Below are 22,326 nucleotides of genomic sequence, written 5' to 3'. Positions count from 1 at the left end.
GGCTCTCGCATAGCGGGAGTCGGCCCTCACCGGCGATCAGATCGACGCCTCGTCGGTCAATGCCGTGGTGGCCGGCCGTGGGTGGGCCGGCCCCGGCTGCTGCGGCACGCCCGCTCGCTTCCGGTGTGCCGCTGGAGTCTCCCTCGGTCACCCCGGTCACCCCGGTCACCCCGGTCGTACAGGTGGTACGCGCCCACCCAGGCGACCCCGGCAAGCCGGCGAACACCCGCCGAGCGTTGCTGTCTTGACACTACATCTCGTGCCCCGACCCCCGCGGCCTCGTCTCGCTACGCTATTCTTGAACGTGTTCAAATTAGTGGACCGACGAGATCGGTGCGATGTTCAATGTGCATGGAACAGCTGGCCGGCTCCGACGTTCACGTCGCCCGGTGCGGCGGGCGCATGGCCGAGGACTGGCGCGGCGCGGCGGCGCGCTGGGCCGTGGCCCTGGTGTGGTTCTACGAAGGCTTCTGGTGCAAGATCTGGCCGGGGCGGACGGATCAGCGGGCCATCGTCGATGGCGTGCCCTTCCTTCCTGACTGGGCGCTGACGGCGGCGCTCGTGCTGATCGGGTCTGCCGAGGTGCTGATCGGTCTCTGGGTGCTCGCCGGGCGGCGGGCGCGGAGCGCGGCCATCGTCCAGACGGCGCTCGTGGCGGTATTCAACGCGGGTGGCCTGCTGTTCAGCCCCGGCCGGATCGAGGAGCCCGGGCGGTTGCTCACGCAGAACCTTGTCTTCATCGTCCTGATCTGGACGGTGTCAGGGACCTCCCCGAGGCCGGTGGCCCGGTGAGCGCCACCCCGTGGACCCACGGCCGGATCATCAGCGGACTGGGCGGCCCCCGCCTCCTGTTCGGGCGGATGTACGAGGACAGCGGCATCGAACTCGCTGTCCTGCCGAAGACCGGCGCCCGGGTGCTCTGCATCGCCTCCGCGGGCGACACGGCCGCCGCCCTGCACCAGGCCGGCCATGACGTGACAGCCGTGGACCTCAACCCCGTGCAACTCGCCTACGCCCGACAGCGGCTCGCCGGGGGCGTGAGCACGGAGGGCTCCGCCGAGACGCTGATGCGGCTGGGACGTCGCGCGGCCGGCTCGGCGCTGCCCGCTTGGCGCCCGCCCGCGCTGCGCACCTTCCTCGCCCTGGACGACCCGGCCGAACAGGCCCGGCGATGGCACTCGGAGCTGGATGGTCCGGGGCTGCGCCGCCTGATGCGGATCGCGCTGCGCCCCAGTGGCGCACTCGCGGTGGCGCTGCGCCCCTCGTTCGCCGCAGTCGTCCCCGCCCGCTTCGACGAGGTGCTCAGACGGCGTATCGAGCGAACCGTCACCAGCCACCCGAACGCCCGTAACCCATGGATGTGGCGGCTGCTCGCGGGCGCTGACCCCCCGGACACGCCACCGCCGCACGCACCGGATCTTCCACTCGTCCAAGGAGATGTGGTGGACGTCCTCGAGCGGACGCCGCGCGCCGGCTACGACGCCGTGACCCTCTCCAACGTGCTCGACGGCCCGGGCCCCGCCTTCGGTCGCCGCCTGCGCGCCGCCGTACGGCACGCCGTACGCCCCGGCGGCACCGTGATCCTGCGCAGCTTCCGTGGACCCGGACCCGCCGGCGCGGGCTGGGCGGCACAGGACCGCTCCGCGCTGTGGGGTGTCGTACGTGTCCTGCGGCTGGGCACGGACCCGGACAAGAACAACGACAGAAAGATCGATCCGTGCGACACCTGATACGACGTCACCCCATCCCGATAGAAACGCACTTCGCGCACTCGCTCGTCCTGACCTACGCCCTGCCCGCCGAGGTACTGCGCCCACTCGTACCACCGGCGTTGGAACTCGACACATACCGCGCCGGTGCGCAGGAACCGCTGTACGGCTTCGTGGCCGCCGCCCTGGTCGACACCCGTGCGCTGCGGCCCGCGGCCGTACCCGCCCGGTTCGGCCGCGATTTCCTGCTCACGGGCTACCGGGTCTTCACTCGTTTTCCCACTCCCGGCGGCCGGACCATGCGCGGCCTGCGCATCCTGCGCAGCGACACCGACAAACACCTGATGCGGCTCGGCGGCAACCTGCTCACCCGCTACAACTACCGCCAGGCGCGCGTGAGCACACAAGTCACGAACGACACCCTGGAGTTCCGCGTCGACAGCGCTGACGGGCACGCCGATCTGACCGTGCGCGCCGATCTGCGCAGCGCTCCGGCGCCCCTGCCGCCGACGAGCCCCTTCGCGGACGAACGCGCTGCCCGTCGCTTCGCCGGTCCGCTGCCCTACACCTTCGAATGGGAACCGCAGACCCGCTCCGTGATCGTCATCAAAGCGTCGCGCGCGCAATGGGACCCGCAGCCTGTCCGGGTCGACGTGGACCGGCTGACCTTCTTCGACCACGGCCCGCTCGCCGGCGCCCACCCCGTTCTCGCCAACGCCTTTCACGTCGCCGGCGTCGACTACGGCTGGGAGCGCGGAGTACGGCGCAGCGAGAGCGGCGGTGCGAGATGACCGTGCGGCACTCCGGCGTCCGCGACGTCATCGCCTACAACTGGCCGCAGTACGCGAAGGGAGTGGCCGTCGCGCTGGCCGCCGCCACCGTCGCCGGCCGGCTCCCACCCCCTCTGCGCCGCCTCGCCCGCGCGGGATCCGCCGCGGCCGTCACCCTCCTCGGCACCGCCACGGTGGCGAGCTGGTACGTCTACGACCGCTCCGACCTGTACACCTACGACTGGCTGGCGGAGTTGCTGCCCGCCACCCCGTCCGCGTACGCGGTGGTGAGCACCGGACTCGACGAGGTGAGCGCCCCGCTCGCCGAGCGCTGGCCGAACGCCCGGCACACCGCGGTCGACCTGTACGACCCGGCACTGACGAACGAGGGCTCCATCCGCCGCGCCCGGCGCCGCGTGTCACCACCCGCCCACGCCGTGCCGGGGCGCCCCGGCACGTTGCCGCTCCCCTCGGGCGGGACGGACGCCGTCCTGCTGGTCTTCGCGGCACACGAACTGCGCCAGGCACGAGACCGGGAGCGACTGTTCACGGAATGCGCCCGCCTGCTGCGGCCGGGCGGCACGCTGCTCCTGGCCGAACATCACCGGGACACGCCGAACAAGGCCGTGTTCGGACCCGGTGCCTGGCACTTCCTGCCCCGCGCGGAGTGGCTGCGCCTTGCCGCCCACGCCGGACTGCGCCCCACGGCAGAGCGCCGACTCGCCCACCTGGTCACGGCGTTCGCCTTCACCAAGGAACAGGTGTGACCCACTTCCTCACCCTCACCGGGCAGTTGCGTCTGGTCGGCCTCGCCCTCATCGTCATGGGCCTGGTGCACACCGCACTCCCACGCATCATGAACTGGCCCGCCGATCTACGCGCCAGCAGCCTGCTGACCCGCCAGGTCTCCTACGCACATCTCGTCTTCATCGCGCTCACCTGCGCGCTGCTCGGCACACTCCCGCTCGCGTTCGCCCCGGACCTTCTGACCGGCGCGCCCCTGCCGACGTTTCTGCTGTGTGCCCAGACTCTGTTCTGGGGACTGCGCTGGATCATGGAGTTCGCCTACTTCTCACCGCGTCTGTGGTACGGCAACCGCCTGCGCACCGGGGGACACGCCGGTCTCGCCGTGCTGTGGACCTGGGTGACCGGAGTATTCGCGACAGCGAGTCTGCACGTTCTCTGCTGACGGCAGATTTGCCCCTCGCCGTGCGTCAGTCCGCGGGCAAAATCGACGACGCGATCGAGCGGGCCGACCGGGAGTCGTTCACCAAGGCCCCGTCGAAGACCTTCGAGGGCCGGATCGGCTATCTCATCCGCCAGTTGGGCAGCGCACAGGCCGTCGCGGCAGTGATCGGGGTGACCGTCGACGCCATCAACCGCTACCGATGCGGTGCCCGCAAGCACGCCCGTGCCGACGCCGCTGCGGAGATCGATGACGCGGTGCGGGTCCGGTGGCGGCCTCTGGTGCGCAAGCGCCGGCAGCGCAGATCATGCCGGCATGCCGGGTTGCTGTGCCGAGAGGTTTTGCGGCATTCGCAGCTTGGGCAACGAGTGGCTGTGACCAGCAGCCTCTCGATCGGCCTGCGGCCCTTCACTGATCCTCCGCCTCGAATGCCTGGGCGACTGCGAGGCTGTCCTCGTAGACATGGTGCCGGGTGACGAGGCCGTTTTCGACGGTGAGGTGCAGGGCGAACCGCGCGCGATACGCACGTCCGGTGGTCCGGGCGGTCTGACGGATTTCGCCGAGCACGACCGCGTCGTCACCGTCGATGAGGATGCGCTCGACCTCTGTCGCCACATGCTCCGGCATGTGGTGCTCGGCAATCTCGCGATAGTGAGCGGCCGCGTCGGCCCGGGTCGACCGGTGACGGATCCACGGTGTGGCGGCACGACCATGCTCGGCCTCCGGCCAGTCCAGCTTCCAATCGCCCTGCTCGGCATACAACTCGGCAATCCGCTGGGGGTCGCCCTCACCGATCCTGCGCAGCAGTTCTTCAACCACGGTGCGCGTGTTCGTAGGTGCGGCTGTGGACATGGCTGACCCCTCCGTCCCGGCCCGCGTCCTGTCGACGCGGAGTGATCTCCAACCTTGCCGATGCAGGAAGCCTGAGGCCATTACCTGTGAAGTAAGAGGCTTTCCAGCGTGGCCGCGGTCATCGGGTCCCGATCGCTCAGCCAGGCGGTGTGGTGATGGGTGACGGCGTCCTGGAAGAAGGTGTCGGTGGAGTGGCCGGCCGCCTCGTGGCCCAGGCCGCGTACCGCGGCGTACGCGGTGAAGCGTGGCACGCTCGGTGCCACGGCCAGCCATTGCAGCAGTTCGCGGTGCCGGTGGCCGCCGAGGACGCGCAGCGCGTCCAGTAGCGGAACCGCGAGTTCTTCGTGCCGGACGGCCATGGGACGCGCCAGTTCGGCTGCGAGTGCGTCCGCCAGCGCCGAGCGGTACGGGGTGGCCGCGAGCATGAAGGAGGCGTAGAGCCGGATGTCGAAAAGCGGGCTGGTCAGGGCCTCGGCCACCAGGGCGGTCGGTACCGCGGGGTCGTGCATCCGGTCGGGCTGGACGGTGGCCATCCGTGTGGTCACCCTGTGCAGTGCCGCTGCCAGGGGTGTTCCGGCCGTCGGACTCGACCTGCTCGTACGGTGGACTGCCGTTCCGCTGACGGGGTGGTCGAGGCGGCCCAGTACCGCGTGGGCGTGCTGGGGGTGCGCCGCGGACAGGTGTCTGCGGAGAGGGGCGATCTGGTCGCCGAGCGGTCCGGTAGTGGCGCAGTCCCGCAGCGCCCGTACCAGAGTCCTCAGCTGACGCTCGTCGAAGTGGCGGTAGTCCACTTTCCGCAAGCAGGCCATGACCGCGCCCCGGTGAGCCAACGGCCCGCTGGGACAAGTGAGTTCGGCCAGCACTTTGTCGGTCGCGTCAGGGTGCCCGCAGTTGTCCAGGGCGCAGACGATCTCGGTGGCTGTCAGTCGCGCGCGTTCGGCAGCCATCACACCGCACATGGCGATGACGGTCCGGCCGCCCCGGGGATGGTTCAGCAGCCGGTTGAGTGATTCGAAACGGAGGATCCACGGCAGGCCGTCGGCGATCACCATTTCCTCGATGAGCCGCTCGGCGAGCCGGGACCATGTGCCGGACGGCATCAGTACGACATCGGGTCTGGCGCACAGTCCGTCCACCAGCTGGTCCCGAGCGGTACGCCGATCCGGAGTACGTGACGCGGCTGCGCCGTGCGATCGACGCCGCGAGGGAGGCGGGCCTGCCCGTGATCTACGTCGTGGTCGGCTTCCGCCCGGGTCGCGCCGAGATCCATCCGCGCAACAAGATGTTCGGCCCGCTTGCCCGCAGCAAGGCCTTGCCGCAGGAGGCACGAGCCAACTCCATCCACGACGAGGTCGCACCGCTGCCGTCGGAGCCCGTGGTGACCAAGCGCCGGGTGAGCGGTTTCGCCGGCAGCGACCTGGATCTGGTGCTCCGGTCAGGCGGTATCGACCACCTCGTGCTGGCCGGTATCGCGACCAGCGGCGTGGTGCTCTCCACCCTGCGGCAGGCGGCCGACCTCGACTACGGCCTGACCGTTCTCTCCGACGGGTGCGCGGATGCCGATCCCGAAGTTCACCGAGTGCTGACGGAGAAGGTCTTTCCGCAGCAGGCCGACGTCACCACTGTGGGGGAGTGGGCGGCGGGCATCCGCGGCTGATCGCCCGAACCCACGGGCATGTCCGCAGGCTGCCACAGCTGCCGTGTCGGAGTCTCGCGAGTATCCCGCCGGCAGCACGTGTGCCTGGCAGTGCCGCCGGCGTCCCGCCGCCAGCCGGTGAGCGGGACGTCGACGGACTTTACGAGCCGGCCGCGGGCAGGGCAGAGCAGAGCAGTGTCAGGATGCGTGATGTGTGCTCAGGCCTCGATGGTGAGGATGGCCTCCCGGCCGTAGTTGTTGGCGTAGGCGTTCTCGACACCGACCAGGATTTCCTCGATCCGGAAGTACCGGTCCCAGAAGGGCGTCTCGCGCAACGCTTCGACGACGAGTTGGAAGGCGTGGTGGTCTGCTGCCTCCCACACCCACATGTCGGTCACCCGGGCCGAGTAGAACTCGGTGTCGAAGAAACGCGAACGGACGTTCGCTACCTTGGCCAGCACCGGGTCGAGGATCTCCTTCGTGAAGACCTCGAACCGCTGCGGCACGGTGAGCGCCAGCCATTCCGGCGTGGTGCGCACCATGATGAAGGCCGTGAGGGCGGCGTCGAAGGTCTTGTCGTCGCTCGTGATGTCGTCGCTCATGATGATGTCTCCCGTTCTTTGGTTGTGTTCAAGGGTTCTTTGGCCGTGTTCAAGCTCTGATCCGGCGTGCTACTCGGCCGTGCCGTACGCTCCGGCCTTGATGTCCTCGATCAGGGTCGGGCCCGAGGGGCTCCAGGCCAGCAGGTCGCGGGTGTGGGCGCTGGATGCGGACATGTCCATACCGAAGAAGCGGCCGACGAACCCGAAGTGCTCCATGGCGTCGTCCGGCGCGACCGACTTCACGGGGACGCCGAGTGTGCGGCCGATGGCCTCGGCGATGGCGCGGGTGGTCACGGCCTGCTCGGCGACGGCGTGCAGCCGTGTGCCGGCGGGGGCGTGCTCCAGGCCGAGCCGGATGAGCCGGGCGGCGTCGAAGCGGTGCACGGCGGCCCAGGACGCGGTGCCGTCGCCGATGTAGGCCGAGACGCCGTGCTTGCGGGCGGCGGAGACTGCCTGCGCGATGAATCCGTGGTCGCCGATGCCGTGCACGGACGGCGCGAAGCGGGCGCTGACCACTCGGACGCCCTTGTCCACGTACTCCAGAGCGAGGTTCTCGCTGCCGCCGCGCGGCGAGTCAGGGCCCACGGCGGGGGAGGCGTCGGCCTCGGTCGCCGGCCGTCCCTGGACCAGGCCGGACAGCCCGGCGGCCAGGACCAGCGGACGGCCCGTGCCGGTCAGCGCCTCGGCGAGGGTCTGCACGGCGGTGCGCTCGGTCCGGTTGGTCTCGGCCGGGTTGGCCCAGTCGTGCTTGTTGGCGAGGTGGACGACGGCGTCGGCGGTGCTGGCGCCGGTGCGCAGGCTGTCCAGGTCGTCGAGGTGGCCGGGCAGGGCGGTGGCGCCCTTGGCGGTGAGGGTCTGTGCGGCGTCCGGGGTGCGGGCCAGGCCGGTGACGGTGTGGCCGGCGGCGAGCAGTTCATCGACGGTGGCAGAGCCGATCCAGCCGGTGGCTCCGGTGACGAACACATGCATGGGAGAGCTCCTTCAGAGAGGTGAACTGCGACAGGTGGCTGCGAGGGAAGCCTGCGATGCAGCGGTGGAAGCCTGGGGGGCAGCGGTGGAAGCCTGGGATGTGGGCTGCCAGCGGTCCCTGTTTCGATCCATGGTGTATTGAAATGAAGCTAGATTCAAGTCTTGCTGTCTCGAATATGGTGCGAGCCTCAGAATCCGCGCCCGCCGTAGTCGGTGTTCTTGTCGCGCCAGACCGCGTGCGGATGCGGCTCGGCCAGGACGATGCCGTCGTGCATCGAGAACTCGACCCACACCGACGGGCCGTCGATGCGGATGTAGTCTCCGGGCCGGAGCAGGGAGGCCGACCCTGTAAAGGCGACGTGGGTCGCGTCCAGTTCGCGCGCGTAGCCGGCGAGGATGCGCGCCGCGCTCTCGTCGTCGACGTCGGCGACATACTCCTCGATCGCCGCCGGCAGCAGAGTCCGCTGTTCGGCGGTCAGCTCGACGCCCGCTATGCCCTCCGCCCGGCTCGGGAACGCCCAGTCCCGTCCCGGCCCCAGCAACAGGTCATGGTGGGGGCGCCCGAGCCGGGCCGCGGCCGACTGGGCGGGACTGAGCGCCGCGAGCAGCGCGGCCAGGGCCTCCCGCATGTGTCGTCCGGGTTCGCGGACTCCGTCCCGGGCCTCGAAGCCGGCGAAGGGCTCGATGCCCCGGAAGGACGGCGTGGCCCCGATCAGGGCGCCGTCGGCGTAGGTGTTGGCGACCGCGAGATGGTGCCCGCCGAACTGGAGCTCCCATCGTCCGATTTCCGACGGCGTACCGAGGAAGGCGACGTAGAAGTTCCCGCGGCCGTAGCCGTAGCCGTAGCCGTAGCCGTAGCCGTAGCCGTAGCCGTAGCCGTAGCCGTAGCCGTAGCCGTAGCCGGCGCCGTGCGCGCGGAGGTGGTCGTCCGCGTCGAGGTGCTGCTGGATCTTGTCGTAGCCCCGGTTCGGCGCCGTTCCGGTGGCGGCGGCGAGCAGGGTGTTCGGTGCCCGCCACTGCTCGGGGGTGAGTGCGCCGGTCCGCAGGCCGAGCCGGCCGCGGTGGCCAAGGGCGGACTGGGGGAAGTTCGACCAGCGCGCCGCGTTCGCCGCCGAGTACTCCTGGTGCAGTCGGGCGCGCTGGGCCCGGGGCAGCGTGGCCGCGAACGACTCCGCAAGCTCGGATATGTGCATGGCTTCTCCGTCTCTCTCGCTTCTTTCGCTGTTTGAGGGCAGCGTGCCTCGTTTCTGCTACCGTTTCAACACACGTTGACTCGAAACGGGTTACCGACTTGCTGTCCCCTGTCTGAAGGAGCTCTCCCATGCATGTGTTCGTCACCGGAGCCACCGGCTGGATCGGCTCTGCCACCGTCGATGAACTGCTCGCCGCCGGCCACACCGTCACCGGCCTGGCCCGCACCCCGGACGCCGCACAGACCCTCACCGCCAAGGGCGCCACCGCCCTGCCCGGCCACCTCGACGACCTGGACAGCCTGCGCACCGGCGCCAGCACCGCCGACGCCGTCGTCCACCTCGCCAACAAGCACGACTGGGCCGACCCGGCCGAATCGGACCGTGCCGAGCGCGCCGCCGTGGAGGCCATGCTCGACACATTGGTCGGCACCAACCGCCCGTTCCTGGTCGCGAACGCGCTGTCGGGCCTCACTGACGGCAGGCCGGCGACCGAGACCGACGCCTCGCCGGAGGCCGGACCGGGCGCGGACCGCGGTGGCAGCGAGAACCTCACACTGGACTACGTCGAGCGCGGGGTGCGGGGGATGGCAATCCGGTTCGCCCCCTCCGTGCACGGCGCCGGTGACTGGGGGTTCGTCACCTTCCTGGCCGCCGCCGCCAAGGAGCACAGGGTCTCCGGCTACATCGGCGACGGCTCGGCCGCCTGGTCCGCGGTGCACCGCACCGACGCCGCCCGGCTCATCCGGCTCGGCCTGGAGCACGCCCCCGCCGGCACCCGGCTGCACGCCGTCGCCGAACAGGCCGTGACCACGCGCGCCATCGCCGAGGCCCTGGGCCAGGCCCTGGACCTCCCGGTGGCCTCGATCGACCCGGCGGACGCCGACGAGCACTTCGGATTCGTCGGCGGCTTCTTCGGCATGACCATGACCGCCTCCAGTCGGCTGACCCGCGACCTGCTCGGCTGGGACCCGACCGGCCCGACCCTGGTCGAGTCCATTCTGACCGGCGCCTACAGCGAGTAAGGAGGTTGTCGCGATGACCACCGTCGAAGCTCGCCCAGCCGTCACGGAGCGCACCCGCGGCCCCGGCACCGTGCTGGCCTGCGTATGCGCCTGCACCGTCCTGGTCATGGGGCTGGTCGCCGCCATCAACCTGGCGGTGCCGCAGATCACCGCCGGTGGGCTGCACCCGAGTTCCTCGCAGTTGCTGTGGATCGTCGACGCCTACGTCGTCGTCTTCGCCTGCCTGGTCATCCCCGCGGGCGCGGCCGGGGACCGGTTCGGCCGCAAGGGCGTGCTGCTGGCCGGGCTGTTGACCTTCGCCGCCGGCGCGGCGCTCGCCGCCACCGCGCCGAACGTGCCGGTCATGCTGGCCGCCCGGGCGCTCACCGGCCTGGGCGCGGCGCTGGTGCTCCCGAACTGCGTCGGGGTGCTCGTGCACGCCACGGCTCCGGAGCGGCGGGGCCGGGCCCTGGCCGTCTGGGGCGCGGTGTCCGGCATGGGCGGGCTCGTCGGGAACACCGCCGGCGGCGCGCTGCTGGCCGTCGGGTCCTGGCGCGTCATGTTCGGCGTCGTCGCGCTGACCGCCCTGGTCTTCGCGGTCTGGGCCGCCATGGTGGCGGCGCCGAGCGCCCGCAGCGTCCGCCGGCTGGACCCGGTGGGCACCGTGCTGCTCAGCACGGCCACGGTGGCCTTGCTCTTCGGCATCATCGAAGGGCCCGAACAGGGCTGGGGCAGCGCCTCGGTGGTCTCGGCGTTCATCGTCGGCGCCGTTCTGGGCGCGGTCTGGATCGGTGCCGAACTCCGGGTGAGCCACCCGCTGCTGGACCCCCGGTTGTTCCGCATCCCGGTGCTGAGCAGCGCCGGCCTGGGCATGTTCGTGACCTTCTTCGGCAGCTTCGGGCTCTTCTTCGCCAACGCCTCCCTGTTGCAGTACGGCCGCGGATACTCGGTACTGGCGGCCGGGTTGGGCACCCTCCCGTTGGCAATACCGCTGCTGACCGGTTCCCGGCGCGTGCCGGATCTGGTGCGGCGCTTCGGCATCCCGGCCGTCCTGACCGTGGCGTTCGTGGCCATCAGCGGCGGGCTGCTCGGCGTGTCCACAGCGACCGGCCTGCCCTACCCGGCGTACGCGGCATGGCTGGTCGTCGTCGGGACCGGCTTCATGCTCGCCCTGCCCACGCTGAGCGCCGAACTCACCAGGGCGCTGCCGGCCGAGCAGGCCGGTGTGGCGGGCGGGTTGCAGTCGGCGACGCGGGAGTTCGGCAGCGCGCTGGGTATCGCGGTGGTCGGTACGGTGCTCACGGCCGCGTTCACCGCACACCTGCCGGCCGGCGTACGGGACGGGCACCCGGCTCCGCGGACCGTCGCCGAAGCGCTCGTCGCGGCGCCGGGACAGCGGCAGGCCATAGTCGAGGCCTTCGCCACCGGGGTCGGCACGGCGCTGCGGACGGCCGCTCTGCTCACCGCGCTCGTCGGGGCCGTGGTCGTCACCGTGGCGGTTCGCGCCGGGCGGCAGCGGTCCGGGCCGACAGCCGGGCAGCGATAACGGCGCACTGTGGCCCGATATGCTGACGACGTGACCAAGCCTGCCACCCCGGGGCGTCCGCGCAGCCAGAGCGCGCGGCTCGCCGTCCTGCACGCCGTCGATGACCTGCTCGTCGACATCGGCTACTCGGCGATGACCATGAAGGGCATCGCCGAGCGGGCCGGTGTCGGCCGGCAGACCGTCTACCGCTGGTGGCCGACCAAGGCGCACATCCTGATCGAGTCCTGTGCCGACGACGCCGACACCGAGCTGACCGTCCCCGCGCACGAGGACCCGGTCCGCACCGTCACCGACTTCCTCGTCGCCCTGGCCCAGTTCCTGACCACCTCGACCGCCGGCGCGGCCTACCGGGCCCTGCTCGGCGAGGCCCAGCACGACGCCGAGGTGAGCAAGCTCTTCGCCGACGCCGACCTGCTCGCCGGGCCGGCCCGGGCGGTGCTGGACCAGGTGCGCCCGGCGTTCCCCGGGATGCCCGAGGACCGCCTGGCCGCCGCCGAACTGTGCGGTCCGATCGTGCTCATGGTGGTCATCGGCAACGCGCCGCCGTCGCTGCGCGAGCTGCGCACGCACGCCCAGCGGCTCGCCGCGGCGTGGGCCTGACGGGGCGCGACTACCGCGGGATCCCATCGACTGCCACAGGACTTCTTCGACGCCGGAGCAGCTTCCGCACGACCCGCGCCGACGGCGATGCCCGGGCCTGGCGTGACAGGTTCGCGGGACAGCGTGCACAAGCCACGGACCGTGGGCTCGTCCACGCGAGTCACCGCGAGAAACGGGAAACAGCCCTCACAGGAACGGAGGTGAACTCCTCCCACTCGTCCGGCGAGGCGAAGTCAGGCAGGAGTCGAGGCGCCGTCGCCTGCTTCCTGTGGTTCGAGTGGGCCGAGCCGGTGGTCGAGTGCGGCACCGACCTCTGGGCAGTTCTGGCGGATGATGTCGAGGAAGGCGTTCAGCGCGGGGGAGCGGTCCCGGGCTTGGAAGGACAGGACCAGATCGGGCAGAGGTGTGTGCGGGGTCACCTCGCAGAACCACGTGCCTCGTCGTGGGGCCGTCAGCATGCGGGAGGGTCCCAGACCGACGCCCACTCCGCAGGCGGCGAGGCCGATGATGGTGTGGACGTCCCTCGCGACGGTCGCGCCGGAGAGCGCCGGGGAGTCCTTGCCCAGCAGGGTCCGCAGTCCGGTGACGACGGCGGGCTCGTCCTCGCCCGGCGCCACGATCAGCGGCTGTCGCCGCAGCTGATCCACGTCCACCGACGACTGCCCCGCGTACGGATGCGTACTGCTCACGACCGCGACCAGGTGGTCGTGCCCGATCGGGACCGATACCAACTGCTCGGCCCCGACCCCTCGTGGACGGCCGAGGCCGATCGCCGCGTCGAGTTCGCCGGCGACGAGCGCGGTCGTGCTGCGGTTGGTCGCCATCTCGTGCAGTTCCAGCCGCACGTCGGGCCGTTCGCGGCCGAACCGGCCGAGAACGTCCGGCAGGGGTTCGAGCAGTGCCGAGGCGATGAACCCCAGGCGCAGCCGTCCCGTCTCGCCGCGTGCCGCCCTGGCCGCGTCGACCGAGGCCGCCGTGATCTCGTCGAGCGCCCTGCGGGCCCGGGAGAGGAAGGCCGCGCCCGCAGCCGTCGGGAACACCCCCTGGCGGGTGCGGTCGAACAAGCGGGCGCCAACTTCCCGTTCGAGGTCGGCGATCTGCTTGGACAGCGGAGGCTGCGCGATGCCCAGCGCACCGGCCGCCCGGCCGAAGTGTGCGTGCTCGGCGAGGGTCAGTGCATAGCGCAGGTGCCGCGCCTCCATGTCAGCCTCCCATTCATATCTCATATGTATCGTAGGCCCGCTTGTCAGATCTTTCGCTGGATGATCGAGGTCAGGTCGCGTGGAATGCGGGCATGGCTGCTTTCTCCTCTACAGACACCGTCTTCGTCTTCGTGCACGGGGCCTGGCACGGCTCCGGGCAGTGGGCGGCGACGCAGCGCGCACTCGCCGCACTCGGTGCCGCGAGCATGGCCGCCGACCTGCCGGGACACGGCTTCGACGCGCCACTGCCCAGCGGATACCTCCAGCCGGGCCAGCCGGGCCTGCTGACCGAGAAGTCCGCGCTCGCCACCGTGACGATGGACGACAGCGCCGACACTGTTCTGGACACGCTGCGCCAGGCCCGCCACCACCGTCGTGTCGTGCTCGTCGCACACAGCGCGGGCGGCGGCCCCGCGTCTCTCGCCGCCGAGCGCGCACCCGAACTCGTCGACGAGATCGTCTACCTCTCGGCCTTCGTGCCCGCCGGCCGGCCACGGTTCTTCGACTACCTCGGCTCGCCCGAGAACGCCACGGCACGAGGCCGGACTCTGAACCTCGGCGACCCCGGGGAACTGGGCGCCGTGCGGATCAACCCGCTCTCGCAGGACCCCGCCTACATCGAGGAACTGCGGCAGACCCACTACCACGACACCCCCCGGGACCGCTTCGACCGCTGGCGCTCGGCACTGAGCCCCGATCTGCCGCTGGCGATCCCCACCACCCCGGTCATCGTGACCCCGGGCCGGTGGGGGCGTATCCCGCGGACCTTCCTGCGCTGTGCGGACGACCGGGCACTGCCGACGGCCGTGCAGGATCTGATGATCACGGAAGCCGACCGGGCCATGACCGGCAACCCGTTCACCGTGCGCACCCTCCCGGGCAGCCACAGCCCGTTCGCCGCCCGGCCTCGTGAGCTCGCCGCGGCTCTGCTGCCGTGAGCGGCGGACGCCTCGTGCTGCCGGTGGTGCTCAGCGCCACTTTCGTGCAACTGCTCAACGTCACTGTCGTCCAGGTGGCCGCGCCGGCGATACAGGCCGGTCTGGGCGCCGGCCCGGGCGCCGTGCAACTGGTCCTCGCCGGATACACCCTGACGTACGCGTGCCTGCTCATCCCCGCCGCACGGCTCGGCGACCGGTACGGCTACCGCCGCCTGTTCGTGACGGGCACCGTGGTCTTCACCGTGGGCTCGGTGGCCGGCGCGTGTGCCCCCGACGCCGCATCACTGATCACGGCCCGGCTGGTGCAGGGCGCGGGCAGCGGCCTGGTCGCTCCCCAGGTCTTGTCACTCATCCAGGCTGCCACGCCCGCGGCACGCCGGCCGCGCGCCCTCGGCCTGTACGGCGCCACCATGGCCGTCGCGTCACTGGCCGGGCCGCTGATCGGCGGCCTCGTCCTGAGCGCCGATCTCTTCGGCGCCGGCTGGCGGCCGGTGATGCTCCTCACCGTGCCGGTGGCGCTCGCCTCGCTGGCCGGAGCGACCGCCCTGCCCCGCACCCGCGGGGCGGCCGGACTCCGCGTCGACAAGCTGGGTGCGCTGCTCGTCACCGTGGGAGCCGGCGCGCTGGTCCTGCCCCTGGCCCTGGGGCGGGAAGCAGGCTGGCCCTGGTGGACCTGGGCCGGCTTCGCCGTGGCTGTTGCCGCCCTCGGCCACTTCGTCCGCAGCCTCCCGCACCGGCCCGACCCGCTGATCCGTCCCGCGGTGCTGCGTGACCGGTCGGCGCGCCGGGGCACACTGCTGGTGTTCGTGTTCAACACGGGCGTGCCCTCCTTCACCTACCTGCTTCTCCTCCACCTTCAGTCCGCCGTCGGGTACTCGGCCCTGGCGGCCGCGCTGACCTCAGCACCGTTCGCCGCCGCTGCCGTCGTCGGCAGCAGAGCCGCGCCCGCTCTCACCCGCCGGCACGGGCCGGCGGTGCTCACCGTCGCGTCCCTGGTACTGGCCGGGATGTGCCTGGCGCTGGCCCCGCTCATCGGCTCGGCAGCGGGACGCCAGGCGGCACTGCCCGTGCTGGCCATCGGCGGAGCCGCGTTCGGTGCCTTCACCGCCTCGGTCTTCACCCTGGTCCTGGCCGAGGTGCACGGCCCCGCCGCCGGTTCGGTGTCCGGACTGCTGCCCACAGCACAGCAGCTCGGCGGATCCATAGGAGTGACCGCGGCCGGACTCGCCTACTACGCCCCCGCCGCCGATGCGGACACCGCGTTCCGCCACGCCATGCTCTACCAGGTCGCCGCCTTCACGCTCACCGCGCTGATCAGCCTCCGGCTCCGCGACCGGCCTGGCACCGAGCCCGTGTACGGCCATGTCGGACGCCTGAACTGATGCGCGTCCCCGGTGCCCGCCCCTCCTACGGAAGATCCGGCCTTGGACGGACAGGTGCGGACGACGCCGACGCCACTGGCTGTCCCGGCGGGCGGGGGACCGCAAGCCCTTCCTGACCGTACGGCGCGCGGTCAGATCACCGGCACCGGGTGTCGGCGCAGCTTGCCGAGGTCGCCGCCGAAGATGCCGGGCAGGGCGCCGGCCACCGCTTCGTGCGGGGTGCCGAGGGCGACGGCGCTGACCCGCTCGAGACGGTCGTACTGCTCCTCGCTCAGGTCGAGGTCGAGCGCGGTGAGGTAGCCGTCGAGCTGCGCGGTGGTGCGCGCGCCGACGACGGGAATCAGCGCCGTCGCGCTGCGGGCCGCCCGGCCGCGCAGCCACGCCACGGACACCTGGGCGGCGTCCGCACCGCACTCGTCGGCGATGTCGAGGACGGTGTCCAGGACGGCCGAGGTGTGCGCGGTCTCGGGACGCGCGACGCGCCGGCTGTCGGCGTCGCCCCGCCGGTGCTTGCCGGTCAGCAGGCCGCCGGCCAGCGGCGAGTAGAGGGCTGCGCCGAGCCCGAACGCCTCGGCCATGGGCAGCAGTTCGCGCTCCGCGGTGCGCTCGGCGAGGCTGTACTCGATCTGGATGCCGAGGACAGGGGCGCGGCCGCGCAGCGTGGCGAGGGTCGCGGCGGTCGCCACCCGCCAGGCGGGGAAGTTGGACAGGCCGCCGTAGCGGATCTTGCCGGCCCGCACCAGGTCGTCGAAGGCGGCGACGATCTCCTCGACCGGGGTGACGGTGTCGGGCAGGTGGGCCCAGTACACGTCGACGTAGTCGGTCCGCAGCCGCCGCAGGCTCGCCTCCAGCGACCGGATCATCGTCTTGCGGCCGTTGCCGGCGGCGCCGATGCCGGTCAGCCCGTCGCTGCCGGAGGTGTACTTGGTGGCCAGGACGAACCGCTCGCGGTCGGCGCCCAGCAGCTCGCCGACGACCGTCTCGGACTGCCCGCCCTGGTAGCGGTCGGCGGTGTCGATGAAGGTGCCGCCCGCCTCGGCGAACGCCTCGAAGACCGCCCGCGCCGCGGCGGGCGGGGCGGGTGCGTCGGGGCCGGTGCCGAAGGTGGCGGTGCCGAGGGCGAACTCGGACACACGCAGGCCGGTGCCGCGGCCGAACGTGGTGTGGAGCATGACTGTGCCTTCCGAGAAGAGGTGGCAGACGGCATGACGGACGGAGACCGGAGAGAAACCGGAATCCGATTCCGCAACCATAGCGGAATCGGATTCCGGTAGGGTGGAGTCCCTGAGGACAGCAGTACGAGGAGGATCCGCCGCAGTGGACGACGACCACGCCACACCCCCGGCCATCCGGCCGCTGCGGGCCCATGCCCAGCGCAACCGGGACGCGCTGATCGACGCCGCGTACGAGGCCTTCACCGCCGGGGAGGCGGACGTCCGCGTGGAGGAGATCGCCCGGCGCGCAGGAGTCGGCGTCGGCACCTTCTACCGCCACTTCCCCACCCGCGAGGCCATCATCGAGGCGGTCTACGACGGGCAGGTGCGGGACATGTGCGCCAGTGCGCCGGCCCGGCTGGCGACCGAACCTCCCGAAGACGCGCTGCGCGCGTTTCTGGAGCAGTTGATCCAACACGCCGTGGACAGCCGCAGCATGGCCGTCGCGCTGAAGACGCTGATGGACCTGGGCTCGCCCGTGTTCAGCCGGGGCCGCGAGGCCATGACCGACACGATCAGGCAGCTGATGGCCGCCGGAGCCGCCGCCGGGACGATCCGCGCCGACATCACCGCGGACACCGTCTTCCGCGCCATGGGCGGCATCTGCGCCTCCCACGGCCAGCCCGGCTGGGAGAACACGGCACGGGAGGTCGTACGCCTGCTCTGTGACGGGCTGCGGCCCCCCGCACTCCTGAGCTGACGAAGAGCAACGTCGACGTGGTCGGGCTCGTCCCGCCGGCGACGCGGACCACATTGAATGGGGCAGCAGGACAGGCCGGTGGCCATGCCGCTCGAGGACTTCCTCCGCGAGGTCATGTGCCCGCTGGAGACCCGGCCGAGCGCCGACGAGCTACTCGTCGAGCGAGTGAAGTGGCAGCGCAACGCCGAGGCCGAGGGCCGCTACCAGTATGTCCTCGGCGTCCTCAGCGCCCGCTACCGTGACTGGCCCTGGCCCCATCGGACGGGGGCCAGGGCCAGTCGGTGCGCCTCTTCAACAGCAGCGCGTGCGAGCACGAACGTCCGCTACCGGGTCCTGGACGCGGACACATCGCCTACACGTACTCGACGCGCAGATCGGGGCGGTACTCATCGCGGAGGTTGTCCAGCTGACGCCGGAGCATGCGACCTCCGCCCGGGACGTGCTCCAAGAAGGAAGCCCAGCCAAGGAAACGCACATGATCGGGAATCGCCAAGCCGGAGACGGCATCCCAGAACGCGTCCCAGTTTCTGCCGTAGAAGGACGGAAAGCCGAACTCCCGCTTCAGCAGGCCGTGCAGCTCGTCCTCCGAGAGCACACAGGAGACGTCGATGGCCAGCATGAACACTCATCCTGGAGCGGCAACCCCACCAGCCTGGCCGGGGACGGCCGGGGATGCCCTACGGGTCAGGAAGCCGACGGGGACCAGTCGGCGGGAAGACCGGACTGGGCGATCACGGCGCTCAGGTTGTAGTAGTCCTGCTCGGTGACGAGCCGGTGGGGGCTGTCGACTTTGAGCAGGGCGACGGCCGGCACGGAGAAGGGTGTGGGCGCACCCTTGATGTGGCCGGAGTAGTCGGTCTCGACGGTGATGTGGTCACCGTCCCGGTGGACGGCACGCACCTTGATGTGGACGTCGTCGATACCGGCGTCGGTGCGCGTCTTCCACCCCGAGATCTCCTCGCGGCCGTGCATGGTGACGCCTATGGCCTGGTCGGTGTAGCTGCTGTCGGCGGTGAAGAGGGCGCCGAGGGCATCGGGATCGGTGCCGTTCCAGGCGGCGGCCCAGTCGGCGACGATCCCCGTGCTGTGGTGCCGGGCGGCGGGCTGCGGGGTGAAGGCGGTGGTGCAGAGTGTGGCGGCGACCGCTGCGGCGCATGTCAGCGTCGCCAGTTTCGCGGATCGGCGGAGCTTCATCGGTGAGCATCCTCTGGACGGTGGGGCAACTTACGGTTCTCGGCGCGCGCGAACTTCTGACAGGTTCGGCGGCCAGGACGTGGCGGAAGACGGACCCGGTCACGGGCCCGTACGGTGCCGTCCGACGTCGGGACCAGCTTGCTGCGCCCCGGACCACCGTCGCGTCGGCAAGAACTACGTAGACTGCCGGCCCTCTTCGACAGCATCGGCCCCTCCCGTTCCGCGGCAGAGGGCCGGCCCGGTCGTCGGCCGACAAAGAGACCGCAGTGGCTGTTCCGCCCTGCGAACGCTCTTCTGCCCGGCAACCGAGGCCGGCCCAGCGTGTGCGGCATGACGGATGCTCGAACCGATGGCCAACTCGTCGGCAGGCAGAGCGAGATCGGGCATCTCGCCGAGCTGACGGCCGCCGCGTGTGCGGGCCGGGGCGGGGCGCTGGTCCTGCGGGGCGATGCGGGCATGGGCAAGAGCAGCCTGCTGGACCATGCCGGGCGGACGGCTCCCGGGCTGAGGGTCGTACGGGTGTCCGGGGCGCAGTGCAAACTCGGCATCAGCTCACGCCGCCAGCTCCGCGACCGTCCGGGCCTCGGCACCTGACGGACGCCCATGAACGATCACGGGCGGGGCTTCGGATCAGTTCCGCCCCTTCACCGCTTGGACTGTGGAAGCCGGCGGGCTCGGCCTGCTCGCTATTCGTGTAGGAGGCTGTACGGGCTTCCTCGTCGATATGACGATGCGGGAGCCGGCGCGAACGGAGCAGCCCGCCGGAGTCGGCTGACGTCTGTCTCAGCGGCCCGAGGCGGTGGATGATCGGCGAGGATCATTGCCATGACCTACGTGATCGAATCCGCCCGTCCGGACGACTCCGCGTGCTTGGGGCCGTTGCTGCTGGAAGCTTGGCTGCAGACATACCCCAACCCGGAAATGGGCATCGACAACAACTGGATCCGTGAGCATCGCGGCTCGTCAGCCACCGCCGAAGGCATCATCCAGTGGCGGGAGTTCATCGAGGCAGCGAACCAGCAACCGGACCTGCTGTTCTGCCGTGTCGTCCGTTCCAGAACCGAGATCGTCGGCGTTCTCTGCGGGCGCCGCGAGGAGGTGGTCACCCTCGGACCGATGTACCTGCTGAACCATGTCCAGGGCCAAGGGCTCGGTGGCCGCATGATGACCAAGTTCTTCACCTGGGCCGGAGCCGCACCCATATGCCTATGGGTCACCGACTACAACGACAGCGCGGTCCGCTTCTACCAACGCCACGGGTTCAAGATCACGGGCGAGCGAAAGCTCTGGCAAGGAAGGCTGCCCAACCTACGCATGACCCGCGAGGCCGCATCCAGCGTCGACCACAGCTGAGCTGCACGAAACCAGTCCATTTTGGTTCCGTCCATGGTCCACGACAACGGGCAGAGCAGGAGCCCAACCTCGGCCGCCGCCCTGACCCGCGCCGGGAAGGCTGGGAGGTGCGCGAGGCGGACCGGTGAAGCTGTGGGAGCGGATCGACACGGTGCTGATGGCGTACGACGATGTGGGCCGGCCCGCACCGGAGACGTTCACCGCGCACGTCCACAACTCCGCCCTCCCCGAGGCCGGCGACCGCCGGTCCTGTTTGATCATCGCCGCAACCACCCGGCACCGGCTCCTGCGCGGGCCGACTGGGGCTCTGCCTTGGGCGCGGGTGTCAGGACGGGTCGGGTGCGTGCTCCTGGGTGGGTTCGTTGGGCGCCGGGTGGTCCGGGGTGCCGGCCGTCGGGGTGGCGGCGCGCAGGGCTGCTTCGACACGGCGGTTGCTGGTCATGGATGCCGTGACGGCCGTCATGGTCAGGAGGAGGCCGGCGGCGGTGCAGAGCGGGGTGCGGACGTCGTAGGTGGTGGCCAGCCAGCCGCCGAGGAAGGCTCCGAGGGGCGCGGCGCACATGGCCAGCATGCGGGAGGTGGAGGTGACCCGGCCCATGAGGTGGGCCGGGACGATCGCCTGCCTGAGGGAGGGGGCGAGGACCATCGTGGCGCCCATGCCGGCCCCGCAGACGGCGAGCGCCGGCCCGGCCGCGTACGGGTTCGGGGCAGCGGCAAGGCCCAGGATGGCGAGCCCTTCGACGGCGGCCGTGCAGGTCAGTGCGGTGCCGGTGCCAAGTCGCCGGCCGAGGCGGGAGGCGATGGCCGCGCCGAGCAGGCCGCCGGTGGCCTCCGCCGTGAGAAGCAGCCCGAAGCCGTAGGTGTCGATGCCGAGGCGGTCGTGCGCGAAGAGGGCGAGGACGGTCTCGACGGCGAGGAAGGCGATGTTGCCGACCGCCGGGCGGAGCGCGAGGCCGAGCAGCACCCGGTCCCGGAAGACGTACGAGGCCCCGGCCCGCGCCTGTCCGAGCAGCGACTCGCGGGCCTCCGGCACGGGTCGGGGCATGGCGGGCAGCGACCGGACGAGCAGCGCGGAGGCCAGGAACGACGCCGCGTCGGCCAGCAGCGGAACCGCCCGCCCGAGCGCGAGCAGCGCGCTGCCCGCGGGCGGCCCCGCGAAGCCGGACATGGCGGTCTGGGCGCCGCGCAGACGGGAGTTGGCGCGCTCCAGGAGCACGGGATCCCGGCGGAGCAGATCCGGCAGATAGGCCGTGGCGGCGGTGTCGAAGAAGAGTCCGCCGAGGCCGAGCAGGAAGGCGACGGCCGCGAGCAGCCCAATGCTCAGCACGTCGAGCACGGCCGCCGCCGCGGGTATGCCGAGCAACACCGCACGGGCCGCGTCCGCGACCCACATCGTGCGCCGGCGGTCCCAGCGGTCCACCAGCGCACCGCCGAGCACCCCGAAGAGCAGCCAGGGCAGTGTCCCGGCGGCCGTGACGACGGCGAGCGCCATCGGATCGCGCGTCAGCGTCAGCGCGATCAGCGGCAGCGCGGCATGCGACACCCCGTCGCCGAGCGAGGAGATCGTCTGCGCGGTCCACAGCCGTCCGAACCCGGTCGGTAACGTCCCAGCGGTTGTGGTCACTTGACGCCCTCCTCGGTCTGCGTGCGCCGTGCCGGGTGGAACAGTGCGAAGACGAGGGAGGCGTCGGGCAGCGACGGGTCGGACAGCTCCCGGTATTCGTCCGCCAGCGCTTCAAGGCGCGCTCCCAGCTGCGCGAACTGCTCCCCGGTGAGCCGCAGGTGCGCCATCCGCACGTGCCGCTCGCCGTCCGCCGGCGATGCTTCGAGGTCGGCCACCGCGTGCCGCATCAGCACGTCCGGCCCTCCCTCGCCCGGGCCCGGCAGCTCGATCGAGCGTGCGGCCATCGCGTAGTACCGCTCGGTGACGCCGCGCACCTTGCGAGTGCGTACGACCTTGACCAGGCCGGCCCGTTCCAGCAGCCGCACGTGGTAGCTGGAGCTTCCCTTGGCAAGGCCCACCCGTTCGGCGATCTGTGTGATCGTCGCGGGCTCGAAGCGGAGCACGGCCATGATCCGGTGGCGCGTGAGGCTGGAGACGGCGCGCAGCTGTTCGTCGGTGGTGACGCGGAACGTGTCGGGGAGATCGTCGGTAGGCATGCGAGCAATGGTCAACGTTTCTTGACCATTGCGCAAGGGGGTGCGCGCGGACTCCCGACCTCCGGTTCCCGGGCGCGCGAGCCCTTTCGCCGAAGCCCCTCCCCGGCCCGCTGCCGGTC

General features: G+C 71.3%; 25 protein-coding genes. 14 read left to right on the top strand and 11 right to left on the bottom strand.

Going from position 1 to position 22,326, the window contains the following annotated elements:
- The first annotated feature begins 351 nt into the window (after positions 1-351).
- From ACFV6E_RS07305 to ACFV6E_RS07285, 5 genes are read left to right on the top strand one after another with little or no spacing between them, the layout of a single operon-like run.
- Complete coding sequence (locus ACFV6E_RS07305) at positions 352-792, top strand: DoxX-like family protein (RefSeq protein WP_385459812.1); 441 nt, start codon at positions 352-354, stop codon at positions 790-792.
- On the top strand, positions 789-1,730 hold the full coding sequence (locus tag ACFV6E_RS07300) for a DUF3419 family protein (RefSeq protein ID WP_385459810.1): 942 nt from the start codon (positions 789-791) through the stop codon (positions 1,728-1,730). The genes ACFV6E_RS07305 and ACFV6E_RS07300 overlap by 4 nt, the downstream gene beginning before the upstream one ends.
- Complete coding sequence (locus ACFV6E_RS07295; RefSeq protein WP_385459808.1) at positions 1,718-2,500, top strand: DUF2071 domain-containing protein; 783 nt, start codon at positions 1,718-1,720, stop codon at positions 2,498-2,500. Before ACFV6E_RS07300 ends, ACFV6E_RS07295 begins: the two co-directional genes overlap by 13 nt.
- Positions 2,497-3,246 (top strand): class I SAM-dependent methyltransferase, encoded by a 750-nt coding sequence (locus ACFV6E_RS07290; RefSeq protein ID WP_385459806.1) that lies wholly within the window; start codon positions 2,497-2,499, stop codon positions 3,244-3,246. The genes ACFV6E_RS07295 and ACFV6E_RS07290 overlap by 4 nt, the downstream gene beginning before the upstream one ends.
- The gene (locus tag ACFV6E_RS07285) at positions 3,243-3,668 is read left to right on the top strand and encodes a hypothetical protein (RefSeq protein ID WP_385167224.1); all 426 of its coding nucleotides are present in this window, start codon (positions 3,243-3,245) and stop codon (positions 3,666-3,668) included. Before ACFV6E_RS07290 ends, ACFV6E_RS07285 begins: the two co-directional genes overlap by 4 nt.
- 405 nt (positions 3,669-4,073) lie before the next feature.
- On the opposite strand, the gene ACFV6E_RS07280 is transcribed toward ACFV6E_RS07285, so the two are convergent.
- Together ACFV6E_RS07280 and ACFV6E_RS07275 are read right to left on the bottom strand one after the other, a co-directional pair.
- Positions 4,074-4,517 carry a nuclear transport factor 2 family protein gene (locus ACFV6E_RS07280; protein WP_385167226.1) on the bottom strand — a complete coding sequence of 148 codons (444 nt, stop codon included), beginning with the start codon at positions 4,515-4,517 and terminating at the stop codon, positions 4,074-4,076.
- Between the two features lie 80 nt (positions 4,518-4,597).
- Positions 4,598-5,617 (bottom strand): hypothetical protein, encoded by a 1,020-nt coding sequence (locus ACFV6E_RS07275; protein ID WP_385459804.1) that lies wholly within the window; start codon positions 5,615-5,617, stop codon positions 4,598-4,600.
- Between ACFV6E_RS07275 and ACFV6E_RS07270 the strand changes: the two genes are divergently transcribed.
- Positions 5,602-6,174 carry a cysteine hydrolase family protein gene (locus ACFV6E_RS07270; protein ID WP_385459802.1) on the top strand — a complete coding sequence of 191 codons (573 nt, stop codon included), beginning with the start codon at positions 5,602-5,604 and terminating at the stop codon, positions 6,172-6,174. The genes ACFV6E_RS07275 and ACFV6E_RS07270 overlap by 16 nt on opposite strands.
- 197 nt (positions 6,175-6,371) lie before the next feature.
- Here the strand turns inward: ACFV6E_RS07270 and ACFV6E_RS07265 are convergent, their stop codons facing one another.
- From ACFV6E_RS07265 to ACFV6E_RS07255, 3 genes are all read right to left on the bottom strand, one after another.
- Positions 6,372-6,755: a darcynin family protein gene (locus ACFV6E_RS07265; RefSeq protein WP_385167231.1), complete on the bottom strand. Its 384-nt coding sequence runs from the start codon at positions 6,753-6,755 to the stop codon at positions 6,372-6,374.
- 69 nt (positions 6,756-6,824) lie between these two features.
- Entirely contained in the window at positions 6,825-7,724 is a 900-nt protein-coding gene (locus ACFV6E_RS07260; protein WP_385459800.1) for an SDR family oxidoreductase, read from the bottom strand.
- A gap of 188 nt (positions 7,725-7,912) precedes the next feature.
- Positions 7,913-8,917: a DUF3500 domain-containing protein gene (locus ACFV6E_RS07255; RefSeq protein ID WP_385459798.1), complete on the bottom strand. Its 1,005-nt coding sequence runs from the start codon at positions 8,915-8,917 to the stop codon at positions 7,913-7,915.
- Positions 8,918-9,045: 128 nt separating this feature from the next.
- Here ACFV6E_RS07255 and ACFV6E_RS07250 point away from each other — a divergent pair, with 128 nt between their 5' ends.
- The 3 genes from ACFV6E_RS07250 to ACFV6E_RS07240 are packed head-to-tail and all read left to right on the top strand — an operon-like array spanning position 9,046 to position 12,064.
- Positions 9,046-9,939, top strand: coding sequence for an SDR family oxidoreductase (locus ACFV6E_RS07250; protein ID WP_385459796.1), 894 nt, complete (start codon positions 9,046-9,048; stop codon positions 9,937-9,939).
- Between the two features lie 13 nt (positions 9,940-9,952).
- The gene (locus ACFV6E_RS07245) at positions 9,953-11,464 is read left to right on the top strand and encodes an MFS transporter (protein ID WP_385459794.1); all 1,512 of its coding nucleotides are present in this window, start codon (positions 9,953-9,955) and stop codon (positions 11,462-11,464) included.
- A gap of 30 nt (positions 11,465-11,494) precedes the next feature.
- Positions 11,495-12,064 carry a TetR/AcrR family transcriptional regulator gene (locus ACFV6E_RS07240; RefSeq protein WP_385177340.1) on the top strand — a complete coding sequence of 190 codons (570 nt, stop codon included), beginning with the start codon at positions 11,495-11,497 and terminating at the stop codon, positions 12,062-12,064.
- A gap of 233 nt (positions 12,065-12,297) precedes the next feature.
- Here the strand turns inward: ACFV6E_RS07240 and ACFV6E_RS07235 are convergent, their stop codons facing one another.
- The gene (locus tag ACFV6E_RS07235) at positions 12,298-13,266 is read right to left on the bottom strand and encodes a LysR family transcriptional regulator (protein WP_385177342.1); all 969 of its coding nucleotides are present in this window, start codon (positions 13,264-13,266) and stop codon (positions 12,298-12,300) included.
- 92 nt (positions 13,267-13,358) lie between these two features.
- On the opposite strand from ACFV6E_RS07235, the gene ACFV6E_RS07230 reads away from it, so the two are divergent.
- Together ACFV6E_RS07230 and ACFV6E_RS07225 are read left to right on the top strand one after the other, a co-directional pair.
- Positions 13,359-14,204, top strand: a complete 846-nt coding sequence (locus ACFV6E_RS07230; RefSeq protein ID WP_385459792.1) for an alpha/beta fold hydrolase — start codon at positions 13,359-13,361, stop codon at positions 14,202-14,204.
- Positions 14,201-15,586, top strand: coding sequence for an MFS transporter (locus ACFV6E_RS07225; protein ID WP_385459791.1), 1,386 nt, complete (start codon positions 14,201-14,203; stop codon positions 15,584-15,586). The genes ACFV6E_RS07230 and ACFV6E_RS07225 overlap by 4 nt, the downstream gene beginning before the upstream one ends.
- A gap of 131 nt (positions 15,587-15,717) precedes the next feature.
- Here the strand turns inward: ACFV6E_RS07225 and ACFV6E_RS07220 are convergent, their stop codons facing one another.
- A complete protein-coding gene (locus tag ACFV6E_RS07220; protein ID WP_385459790.1) occupies positions 15,718-16,758 on the bottom strand; it encodes an aldo/keto reductase in 1,041 nt (346 codons plus the stop codon).
- Between the two features lie 145 nt (positions 16,759-16,903).
- Between ACFV6E_RS07220 and ACFV6E_RS07215 the strand changes: the two genes are divergently transcribed.
- Positions 16,904-17,500: a TetR/AcrR family transcriptional regulator gene (locus tag ACFV6E_RS07215; RefSeq protein WP_385177678.1), complete on the top strand. Its 597-nt coding sequence runs from the start codon at positions 16,904-16,906 to the stop codon at positions 17,498-17,500.
- Positions 17,501-17,852: 352 nt separating this feature from the next.
- Here the strand turns inward: ACFV6E_RS07215 and ACFV6E_RS07210 are convergent, their stop codons facing one another.
- Entirely contained in the window at positions 17,853-18,119 is a 267-nt protein-coding gene (locus ACFV6E_RS07210; protein ID WP_385177677.1) for a barstar family protein, read from the bottom strand.
- A gap of 65 nt (positions 18,120-18,184) precedes the next feature.
- Positions 18,185-18,694, bottom strand: coding sequence for a nuclear transport factor 2 family protein (locus ACFV6E_RS07205; protein WP_385177675.1), 510 nt, complete (start codon positions 18,692-18,694; stop codon positions 18,185-18,187).
- A 330-nt stretch (positions 18,695-19,024) separates the two neighbouring features.
- On the opposite strand from ACFV6E_RS07205, the gene ACFV6E_RS07200 reads away from it, so the two are divergent.
- On the top strand, positions 19,025-19,288 hold the full coding sequence (locus ACFV6E_RS07200) for an AAA family ATPase (protein WP_385459788.1): 264 nt from the start codon (positions 19,025-19,027) through the stop codon (positions 19,286-19,288).
- A 231-nt stretch (positions 19,289-19,519) separates the two neighbouring features.
- Positions 19,520-20,047: a GNAT family N-acetyltransferase gene (locus tag ACFV6E_RS07195; RefSeq protein ID WP_385459786.1), complete on the top strand. Its 528-nt coding sequence runs from the start codon at positions 19,520-19,522 to the stop codon at positions 20,045-20,047.
- Positions 20,048-20,372: 325 nt separating this feature from the next.
- Here ACFV6E_RS07195 and ACFV6E_RS07190 read toward each other — a convergent pair whose 3' ends face one another.
- A complete protein-coding gene (locus ACFV6E_RS07190; RefSeq protein WP_385459784.1) occupies positions 20,373-21,671 on the bottom strand; it encodes an MFS transporter in 1,299 nt (432 codons plus the stop codon).
- A complete protein-coding gene (locus ACFV6E_RS07185; RefSeq protein WP_385459782.1) occupies positions 21,668-22,207 on the bottom strand; it encodes an ArsR/SmtB family transcription factor in 540 nt (179 codons plus the stop codon). Before ACFV6E_RS07185 ends, ACFV6E_RS07190 begins: the two co-directional genes overlap by 4 nt.
- Positions 22,208-22,326: the final 119 nt, after the last annotated feature.

The sequence above is a fragment of the Streptomyces sp. NPDC059785 genome (assembly GCF_042732375.1).
Classification (GTDB): Bacteria; Actinomycetota; Actinomycetes; order Streptomycetales; family Streptomycetaceae; genus Streptomyces.
The sequence above is the reverse complement of the archived record's forward strand: the minus strand, read 5'-3'. Positions and strand labels throughout refer to the sequence as shown.